The organism is Catenulispora pinistramenti (genome assembly GCF_018274385.1).
GTDB classification, from domain to species: domain Bacteria; phylum Actinomycetota; class Actinomycetes; order Streptomycetales; family Catenulisporaceae; genus Catenulispora; species Catenulispora pinistramenti.
In genome coordinates this window covers 1-9,465 of sequence record NZ_JAAFYZ010000317.1, presented here as the reverse complement: position 1 = coordinate 9,465, position 9,465 = coordinate 1, and the positions used below count along the sequence as shown (strand labels likewise).

Below are 9,465 nucleotides of genomic sequence, written 5' to 3'. Positions count from 1 at the left end.
TCGCCGAGCCGCCGGTACCCGCACCCCCTGTTTTGTATTTCTCCGGCTGGTTTTCGGTTCGTTCCCCTCGGTCGCGTCGGCAGGGCTTCGCCTACAGTGCCGGTGGCCGGGGGTCAAGTTCGCGCTGTGTGAAACCGCAGCTCAGACCGCCAACCGCAGCGCGCGGACTTTACCCCCGGACGCCGGTGCTGTACCCATCGGGCTGACGACGCGACCGTGGGGAACGGACCGCACCACCTCACAGGCCGCCGCCGCTGAGACTGGCTCGGCCACCCGATGGACTGGCGCTAGTTTCCCTGAGGTTGTCGAGGCCCGCCGGAGGCCCGGCTCTTCATCACAGTTTTTGATCTTGATCTTGATCTTCAGCTCTTGACCTTGCCTGTGCCGTTGATCTTGCTCTTGATCTGGCCTGTGCCCTTGTCCCAACTTGCTGGAGTTGAAGAGGCCTGAGGTGGGGCGGGGTTGTGAACGCGGGAACCGGCAGCCGACAAACACACCTGCCGCCCCGAACCCCGAACCGGTACAACTATGACCGAAGGCCGTAAAAAGCTTCTAAAACCCAAAAGCCAACAGCAACCTGACCCGCAAACTCCAGTTCACCGCAAACTCCACTGAGTCCGCGAGGCCTGTGAACCACGCGGCTTGTGAACAGCGAGGCCTGTGAACAGCACGCCTTGGGCCAGCACGCCTTGGGCCAGCGCGCCTTGGGCCAGCGCGCCTCGGGTCAGTGCGAGGTCGAGACCAGGCCCGCCTCATAGGCCGTGATGACCAGCTGCACCCGGTCGCGCGCGCCGAGCTTGGTGAACAGCCGCGCCACGTGTGCCTTGGCGGTGGCCGCGCTGATGAACAGCTGCTCGGCGATCTCGCCGTTGGACAGCCCGCGCCCGACCAGCGTCAGCACCTCGCGCTCGCGCTCGGTGACGCCGCCCAGCAGGGCCTTGTCCCCGCGGTTCGCCGCGACGCCGACCGGGTCGGGACGGACCACGAACTCGGCGATCAGCTTGCGGGTGATGCTCGGTGCGATGATCGCGTCGCCGCAGGCCGCGACCCGGACCGCGTCCAGGATCGAGTCCAGGGCCATGTCCTTGACCAGGAAGCCGCTCGCGCCGGCTCGTAGCGCGGCGTAGACGTACTCGTCGTCGTCGAAGGTGGTGAGCATGACGACGCGGGTGGTGTCGCCGGCCCCGGTGATGCGCCGGGTGGCCTCGATGCCGTCCATCTCCGGCATCCGGATGTCCATCACGGCCACGTCCGGGGTGTGCGCGGCGGCCAGCCGGACCGCCTCCGCGCCGGTGCCGGCCTCGCCGACCACCTCGATGTCCGGGGCGTCGTTGATCAGTACCCGCAGACCGGTCCGGATCAGCGGTTGGTCATCGGCCAGGATCACCCGGATGGGGCTCGGCGCGGGGTCTGGGATCACTGAGGCCTCTGGGATCATGGGGTCACCGCCGGATTCGGGTCGGGTGTCGGGAGCGCCTGGGGGAGGGGGCGATCGATGTCAGGCCGCTGCTCGGTCTCGACGGTCGCGTTCTCCTTCGCCGAGCCGGCGTACACGGTCCCGAACCCGCCCGGCACCGGCAGCGTGGCGCTCACCAGGAACCCGCCGCCGTGGCGGGGCCCGGCGGTGAACGTGCCGTGCACCAGGCTCACCCGCTCGCGCATACCGACCAGGCCGAAGCCGGTGCCGCCGGAGCCCAGCACGCCATGGCCGTCGTCGGCGACGGTGATGGCCACCGCGCTGTCCTGGTACTCGATCCGGACCCGGCAGGTCCGGGCCCCGGAGTGGCGCACCACGTTGGTCACCGACTCCTGGATGATCCGGTACGCCGCCAGGTCGACCTCGCCGGGCAGCGGTCTGGGCATCCCCGTGGTCTCCACGATCGCCAGCACCCCCGCGTGCTTCGTCGAGGCGACCAGCTGGTCCAGGTCGGCCAGGCCCGGCGCCGGGTCGCTCGGGGTCTCGGCGTTCTCGTCCCGGCGCAGCGCGGTCAGGGTGCGGCGCAGCTGGGACAGGGTGTCCCGGCTGGTGTCCTCGATCGCCTGGAGCGCCTTCCGCGCTTCGGCCGGCTGGGTGCCGATCACCCGGTTCCCCATCCCGGCCTGGATCGCGATGATGCCGATGCTGTGCGCGATCATGTCGTGCAGCTCGCGGGCGATGCGCAGCCGCTCGATGGCCACCGCTTGGACCGCGGCGTCGGCGCGCTGCCGGACGGCCCCGGCCCGGCGCTCCCGGGTCGAGCTGCCGAGCAGCCAGGCCACCAGGGTCAGCAGGGAGACCACCACGATGTGCGTCGGCATCAGCTGCGCGGAGCCCGGGGTGAAGGCGGCCATGGAGATGGTGCCGCCGGTCGCGATCAGGCCCGCGGCCTTGATCGAGGTGCGCCGTCGCCAGGCCAGCGCGATGGGGACCAGGCAGATGTCGGCCGCGATGAGGATGGTGTAGCGGGCGTCGCCCGGGGCGTGCACGGTCGCGACCAATAGCTGCGCGACTCCAATAGCGGTGGCGAAGAACAACGGTCGGCGGCGGACCATGGGCAGCAAGACCACTATGCACAGTGCCGGAAGCTCGCGCTGCCAGCCGTTGGCCTGGTAGTTCTGCTGGACCAGGTACCCGCCCGGCTGCACGATCCAGCCCATCGGGCCGCCGGGCAGGCCGTCGGGGTAGGGCGTGAATCGCGTGTAAGGCCGCAGATACGGCATGGTCATCGCGATCAGCCCGAGGTAGCCGGCCACCAGCAGGCCGTCTACCACCCACAGGCCGCGTCGCGTCTTCTCCATGCCCAAGATCGTAGACAGCCGCCGGGGATACCCGCATCGGCTCCAGGGCCTACTCCCGTAGGCCACCATCGGACGATCGCATTTGGCTCCCGGGCCGATGCCCGACTATCCGCTGTCCCGCCAGTCTGAATCCCGTGATCGAGCTGACTGACCTCACCAAGCGCTACGGCGACAAGACGGCCGTGGACCACCTGACCGTGACCGTCCGATCCGGGACGGTGACCGGCTTCCTGGGCCCCAACGGCTCCGGCAAGTCGACGACCCTGCGGCTGATCCTCGGCTTGAACGCGCCCAGTTCCGGCGCGGTCACCGTCGACGGCCACCCCTTCACCGACCGGCCGCGCGGGCTTCGCCACGTCGGCGCGCTGCTGGACGCGCAGGACATCCACGGCGGACGCTCGGCCGTGGCGCACCTGAAGTCGCTGGCCGTCAGCAACCGGATCCCGCTGCGCCGGGTCGGGGAGGTGCTGGAGGAAGTCGGGCTGGCCGAAGCCGGACGCAAGCGGATCGGCGGCTACTCGCTGGGCATGAAGCAGCGCCTGGGCATCGCCGGCGCGCTGCTCGGCGACCCGCCGGTGCTGCTGTTCGACGAACCGCTGAACGGCCTGGACCCCGAGGGCGTGCGCTGGGTGCGCGAGATGTTCCAGCGGCTGGCCAAGGAGGGGCGGACGGTGTTCGTCTCCAGCCACCTGATGTCCGAGATGGAGCACACCGCCGAGCGCCTGGTGGTGATCGGGCGCGGGCACTTGATCGCCGACGAGACGCTGTCCGAGTTCTCCCGGCGGGGCTCGCAGGCCACGGTGCTGGTGCGGACGCCGGAGGCCGCGGCGCTGGCCGCGATCCTCACCGCCGAAGGTGCCGACGTCCAGCCGGCCGCCGCCGACAGTGCTGCCGATGATGACGCCGACGCCGACGGTGACGCCGGCGGCCTGGCCGTCGTCGGCCTGCCCGCCCCGAAGATCGGCGAACTGGCCTGGCGCAACAACATCATGCTGGCCGAGTTGGCCACCCAGAACGCCTCGCTGGAGAAGGCGTTCATGGAACTGACCGCCGACGCCGTCGAATACGCCGCAGGAGAAGCCCGATGAGCACCATGACGACGACCGCCGTATCGAAGACCTCCGTCCCGCTCCCCAACGAGCCCAAGCCGCGCTTCCGCGATCTGTGCCGGATGGAGTGGATCAAGGTCGCCTCGCTGCGCTCCACCTGGCTGGTGCTGCTCGTGGCGGCGGCCGCTACCGTCTTCATCAACCTGAACGGGGTCCGCTCGGATATTCAGTATCTGGACAACGATCTCGCGCATCCCACGCAGGTCTTGCCGGACGGCACGGTGTGGCACTTCGTCTACAACCCGCTTTTCCGTTCCCTGTCCCGCATCGCGGTGCAGCTGATGATGCTGGGCGGCGCGGCGATCGGCGCCTTGACGATGTTCGGCGAGTTCTCCACCGGGCAGGTCCGCACCACGTTCGCCGCGGTCCCGAAGCGCGGGGGCGTGGTCGCGGCGAAGATCACGGTGCTCTGCACGATCACCACGGTGCTGGCGTTCGTCGTCGCGCTGGTCTCGTTCCTCGGCGGACAGGCGATGGTGGCCAGTCGGCACGTCGGGCTGTCGATCACCGACCCCGACGCCCAGATCGCCATCGCCGCCTACACCCTTGTGGTCCCGGTCTGCGCGCTGATCGGCATGCTGTTCGGCGCGCTGATCCGCAACGCCACGGCCTCGATCGTGGCCGTGGTCGCCTTCCTGTTCCTGCTGCCGGCCTTCTTCGGCGGCGACAAGTACCGCTGGGTGGTGGAGGTCCGCCATCTGTTCCCCGATGACGCCGAGCAAACGCTCGCGTTCTGGCACAAGGACCCGTATCAGACCATGGGCAAGTGGCCGGCCGGCCACACGCACGCCTGGCTGGTGTACGCGGGCTGGGCCGTGATCTCGATCGTGGTGGCGATGGTGGTCGTGAAGAAGCGGGACGCCTGACGCGGCCGGTTCTGACTTGCCCGCGGGTCAGTAATCCGCGTGGGTGTAGGGCGTCGCGACTGGTCCGAGATCGGGGGTGTCGCGCAGCTCTACCTCAAGGCTCTGCGAACCGGGCTCCGGTTCCAGGGCCAGCACCAGGATCTCGTTCTCGCCGGCGCGCCACAGGGGGGCCGGGGCGTAGAGGGTGACCTGGGGGCCCCGGTTCCACAACCGGCCGAGCAGGAATCCGTTGAGCCAGACCAGGCTCCGCGCCGTGGAGGGGACGGCGAGGAACCCGTCAGCCGGCTCGGGGAGGACGACGGCGGCCCGGTGGAACACGGGGCCCGCTGTGCTGCCCGCCGCAGGGTCCTGATTCTGGGCGGTGGGCAGCCCCGCCAGATCGTCGAGCGGCAGCACCCGCTGCTCCCAGCCGAACTGGAACTGGTGGTCCAGCCGCACCCCGCCGACCAGGCCCTTGCGGTCGGCCAGGTGCGGCCCGTAGTTCACCCGGCCGAGCGGCTCGACCAGGATCTCCAGATCCAGGCCCCCGTCCGGGATCTGGAGATCCAAGGTCTGCTCAGGTCTGTCACGCTCCAACATCCCGAGCAGCTTGCCGTCCGCGAAGACCTGCGCGAGGTCGCGGACGCCCTCGATCCGCAGCGTGTGGGTGCGCGCGGGGCCGTCGAGGCGGCGGCGGTAGTGGACCAGGCCGAAGGCGTGGCCGAGCTTTTCGATCGGCTCCGGGGTCGGGCGCCGGACCGGGTCCGGCGCCAGCAGGTCCACGTGGTCCCGCAGCGCCGCGATCCGGGGCGCCGTAACGGTTTGCGGCTTCGCTCGTGGCAACGGGGCGGGCGGCTCGGCGTCCGGGAGCTCGACATGGCGGCCGATGACCTCGCGGAACAGATGGAACTTCGGCGTCAGCTCCCCGGCCTCGCCGACCGGGGCGTCGTAGTCGTAGCTGGTGATCGTGGGCTGATATCCCGGATCGCCGGCGAGCAGGCCGGAGTGGTTGGCGCCGGCCCAGAATCCGAAGTTGGTGCCGCCGTGGCCCATGTAGAGGTTGACCGAGGCGCCCGCGGCCAGGATCTGGTCCAGAGTCTGCGCGGCGTCCTCGGGGGTGCGGGTGTGGTGCCCCTCGCCGAAGTGGTCGAACCAACCGTTCCAGTACTCCATGCAGACCTGCGGATCGTCCGGGCGGAAGCGGCGCAGGCCCGCGAAGCCCTCGGCGGCGTGCGAGCCGAAGTTCACGGTGGCCAGCACGTCCGGCAGCGAGCCGCCGGCCAGCATCAGATCCTGCGGACCGTCGGCGGTGAACAGCAGAGTGTCCACCCCGCGCTCTATCAGGCCCTTGCGAAGGTGGCCGAGGTATTCCGGGTCGGCGCCGAAGCTGCCGTACTCGTTCTCGATCTGCAGCGCCACGATCGGGCCGCCACGCGTCGCCTGCAGGTCCGCCAGCACCGGGATCAGCTGGTCGAACCAGGCGTCCACGGCCGCCAGGTACGTCGGATCGGTGGTGCGCAGCCGCACGTTCTCATCGGCCAGCAGCCACGCCGGCAGCCCGCCGAAGTCCCACTCCGCGCAGATGTAAGGGCCCGGACGCACGATCACGTCGAGCCCCACCTCGTCGGCCAGCCGCACGAAGCCGGCGACGTCCCGCCAGCCGTCGAAGCGGGCCGGACCCGGCTCGCCCTGATGGAAGTTCCACGCGATGTAGACCTCGATGGTGTTGCAGCCCATGGCCCGCAACCGCTCCAGCCGGTCCCGCCACAGTCGCGGATGCACCCGGAAATAGTGGATCGCCGCCGAGACGATCCGGTGCTCCAGGCCGCCTCGCAGGAACCTGCCGCCGGACTCGATGGACTCGATGGACTCGATGGTCAGTACGCGCTCTTGTGCCACCCTGCGATGATCGAGGCGCGGGCGGGTGCGCCACCATGGATCTTGGTGAGGCGTTCTTGGATATTTGTCGCCGCGATCCGCCGCGGCGCGCGCCTCACCCGGACAGCGAACCGCGCCGGAACATCGTCGGCGACAACCCGACCCGCTGCGTGAACAACCGCGTGAAGTACGCCGGATCGTCGTAGCCGACAGCGCGCGCCACCTGCACGACGCTCTGGTCCGTCGCGGCCAGCAGGTCCTTCGCCTTCGACAACCGCACCCGCAGGATGTACTCCTTCGGCGTCGATCCGGTGGCCAGCCGCACTTCCTCACGCAGCTGCGTGACCGTCAGCCCGAGCCGGGTGGCGTGGTCCTGGAGCGCGACCGGATCGGTGGCGTGTTCGGTGAGGGCCCGGACGGCCCGCGATTCGCGCAGCCCCGGGCCGTTGTCGCGGACCGCGGTGATCAGGCGGTGGATGAGGATTCCCGACGACACCTCGTAGTGCGGCCCGGCGGTGCGGACCACGGTGAGCAGTTCGCGGAACAGCTCGCGGACCGGGCGCGCGTCACCGAGCGGGACCACCGGCGAGGTGCGGGACAGGAAGTCGAGGCTTTCGTAGCCGGCCGCCGCCGGGCCGTCGAACAGGGCCCAGGTGATGGTCCAGCCGCCGACGTCCGGCTGGTAGGAGTGCACGAGGCCGGGGAACAGCCAGAAAGCTGCCGGGGCCTTGATCGGCAGTCGGGTGCGCGGGCGGTCGCCCCACTCGATCCAGCCCGAGCCGCGGGTCACCAGGTGCAGCGCGTAGCAGTTCAGGACCCGCGCGTCCCAGCGGATGCCGTGCTCGGCGATGGTGTGCCAGCCCGCGCCGTACAGGGCCAGGCCCAGGCGGCGGTGCTCCTCGGCCGGGGTCATGTAGACCGCGTACTCCGACACCGGCGGCTGCCAGGGTTCCTCCCAGGCGGCGGCCGGATCGTCGTCCCGGGGCGCGTTCACGCCTCACATGCTCCGCCGGTGCGCAACCTCGCGTCAATCCACGGTTAACGTGCGGATTCCCCGGCGGCGATCAGCTCGGCGACGATCCGCGGGACCGCCTCGCCGATCGGGTCGCGGATCACCTCGGTGGCGAGGTGGTCGTACGGGGTCGGCTCGTTGTTGACGATGACCAGGTCCGCGCCGTGACCCACCGCCACCTCGCACATCGACGCGGCGGGCTGGACCTGGAGCGAGCTGCCGATGGCCAGGAAGACCGTGGAGTTCTCGGCCACCTGCTCGGCCTGCCACAGGCTCCGCGGGTCCAGGTTCTGGCCGAACATGATGGTCGCGGCCTTCAGGATGTCGCCGCACACCGGGCACGCCGGGTCCGGCTCGCCGGCCGCGACCCGCTCCAGCGTCTCCTCCATCGTGGAGTGATAGGTGCAGCCCGAACCGATGCAGACCACGTCGAACATGTTCCCGTGGATCTCGATGACCTTGCCCGGCGTCGATCCGCCGCGCTGGTGCAGCCGGTCGATGTTCTGCGTGATGATCCGGACCGCGCGGCCGGAGTGCTCCAGCTCCGCGAGCGCCTTGTGCGCCGCGTTCGGCTCCGCCTGCCACGCCGGGTTGTCCCGCCGGGCCTGCCAGGACCGTACCCGCAGTTCGGGGTCGCAGACGTAGGCGTCGTAGGTCGACAGCAGTTCGGCGATCGGGTCCTTCGTCCACACGCCCCTGGGCCCCCGGAAGTCCGGGATACCGGAGTCGGTGCTGATGCCCGCACCGGTCAGGACGCCGATCGGACCCTTGTTGCCGCGCCATTCGGTGGTCATGCCTAAAGCATGGGAGCACGGCAGGGTGCGGGCAAGCAGAGTCAGTGATGCCACGGGAGCTCGACCAGGTTTTGCGGCGGACCGTCGCGCAGGATCGAGGCCAGCAGCGGTGCCAGACCCCACGGCGCGATGTTCTCGTCGGTGGCTTCCAGGTCCGCGACCGACCACCAACGGTGCTCGGCGATGGACTCGCGCTCGTAGTCGGTGAAGCCGCTCATGTCGATGTCGAGTGAATCCACGCGGTGGAAGAAGTAGTCCTCGCGCAGGATTCCCTTGACCCAGCCGAGGTCGGCGTGGCCGCCGGCGGCGGCGACCAGGTTGCCGAGTTCTTCGGGGGCCACCATCAGACCGGTCTCCTCGTGCAGCTCGCGGGCCGCCGCGGCGTTGAGAGTCTCGCCTTCGTCGATGCCGCCGCCCGGGGTCAGCCAGACGAAGTCCCGCCGGCGGCTGCCGAACTTGAACAGCAGCAGGCGGTCCTCCTTGTTCACCAGCAGGACGCGGGCAGTGTGGCGGGCGTAGGGGCCTACGGGCAGCGACATGCTCCTCAGAATAGTTGCCGCCTCAGGCAGGGGTGCGGCCTCAGGCCAGGGCGCCGATCTGCTCGGTCAGCGTCGCGACGGACTGGAACATCAAGCCGAAGGTCGCCACGTGCTTCCAGCGCAGCACGCCCTCGGCGTCGATCAGGAACACCGACCGCTTCAGACCCAGGCCCTTCAGCGCGATGCCGTACTGCCGGATCACGGTCTTGTCGGGGTCGGCGAGCAACGGCATCTGCAACCCGTGCTTCAGCGCGAACTTCTCATGGCTGTCCAGATCCTGCGGACTGATGCCCCAGACCTCCGCCCCGATCCCGGTGAACTTCTCCAGCTCGTTGGAGTACGAGCACATCTGCTTGGTGCACACCGGCGTGTCGTCGCCGGGGTAGAAGGCCAGGACGATCGGCTTGCCGCGGTGCGCGGACAGCGTGAAGTCGCGGCGCTCGACCTCGGCGCCGGCCAGGACCGCGCCCGGCAGGGTGAAGTCGGGGGCCGGGGCGCCGATCTCGGGGG

General features: G+C 69.9%; 9 protein-coding genes. 2 read left to right on the top strand and 7 right to left on the bottom strand.

Translation table 11 applies throughout. The features are described 5' to 3' along the window. Positions 1 to 724 precede the first annotated feature (724 nt). Both KGQ19_RS45225 and KGQ19_RS45220 read right to left on the bottom strand, forming a co-directional pair. Positions 725 to 1,438, bottom strand: coding sequence for a response regulator (locus tag KGQ19_RS45225; RefSeq protein ID WP_212021239.1), 714 nt, complete (start codon positions 1,436 to 1,438; stop codon positions 725 to 727). Then, positions 1,435 to 2,778, bottom strand: coding sequence for a sensor histidine kinase (locus tag KGQ19_RS45220; protein WP_212021237.1), 1,344 nt, complete (start codon positions 2,776 to 2,778; stop codon positions 1,435 to 1,437). The genes KGQ19_RS45225 and KGQ19_RS45220 overlap by 4 nt, the downstream gene beginning before the upstream one ends. Before the next feature lie 134 nt (positions 2,779 to 2,912). Between KGQ19_RS45220 and KGQ19_RS45215 the strand changes: the two genes are divergently transcribed. Together KGQ19_RS45215 and KGQ19_RS45210 are read left to right on the top strand one after the other, a co-directional pair. Then, positions 2,913 to 3,866: an ABC transporter ATP-binding protein gene (locus tag KGQ19_RS45215; protein WP_212021235.1), complete on the top strand. Its 954-nt coding sequence runs from the start codon at positions 2,913 to 2,915 to the stop codon at positions 3,864 to 3,866. Beyond that, the gene (locus KGQ19_RS45210; RefSeq protein ID WP_212021233.1) at positions 3,863 to 4,753 is read left to right on the top strand and encodes an ABC transporter permease; all 891 of its coding nucleotides are present in this window, start codon (positions 3,863 to 3,865) and stop codon (positions 4,751 to 4,753) included. The genes KGQ19_RS45215 and KGQ19_RS45210 overlap by 4 nt, the downstream gene beginning before the upstream one ends. A gap of 27 nt (positions 4,754 to 4,780) precedes the next feature. On the opposite strand, the gene KGQ19_RS51500 is transcribed toward KGQ19_RS45210, so the two are convergent. The 5 genes from KGQ19_RS51500 to KGQ19_RS45185 form a co-directional block, all read right to left on the bottom strand. Next, entirely contained in the window at positions 4,781 to 6,631 is a 1,851-nt protein-coding gene (locus KGQ19_RS51500; RefSeq protein ID WP_212021225.1) for a glycoside hydrolase family 35 protein, read from the bottom strand. A 94-nt stretch (positions 6,632 to 6,725) separates the two neighbouring features. After that, positions 6,726 to 7,604 carry a helix-turn-helix domain-containing protein gene (locus KGQ19_RS45200; RefSeq protein ID WP_212021224.1) on the bottom strand — a complete coding sequence of 293 codons (879 nt, stop codon included), beginning with the start codon at positions 7,602 to 7,604 and terminating at the stop codon, positions 6,726 to 6,728. Positions 7,605 to 7,648: 44 nt separating this feature from the next. Next, positions 7,649 to 8,416: an SIR2 family NAD-dependent protein deacylase gene (locus KGQ19_RS45195; RefSeq protein ID WP_212021223.1), complete on the bottom strand. Its 768-nt coding sequence runs from the start codon at positions 8,414 to 8,416 to the stop codon at positions 7,649 to 7,651. Positions 8,417 to 8,457: 41 nt separating this feature from the next. Next, positions 8,458 to 8,955, bottom strand: coding sequence for an NUDIX hydrolase (locus KGQ19_RS45190; RefSeq protein ID WP_212021222.1), 498 nt, complete (start codon positions 8,953 to 8,955; stop codon positions 8,458 to 8,460). A gap of 40 nt (positions 8,956 to 8,995) precedes the next feature. Next, positions 8,996 to 9,465: peroxiredoxin (locus KGQ19_RS45185; RefSeq protein WP_212021221.1), on the bottom strand; the 470-nt coding region annotated here is incomplete at its 5' end.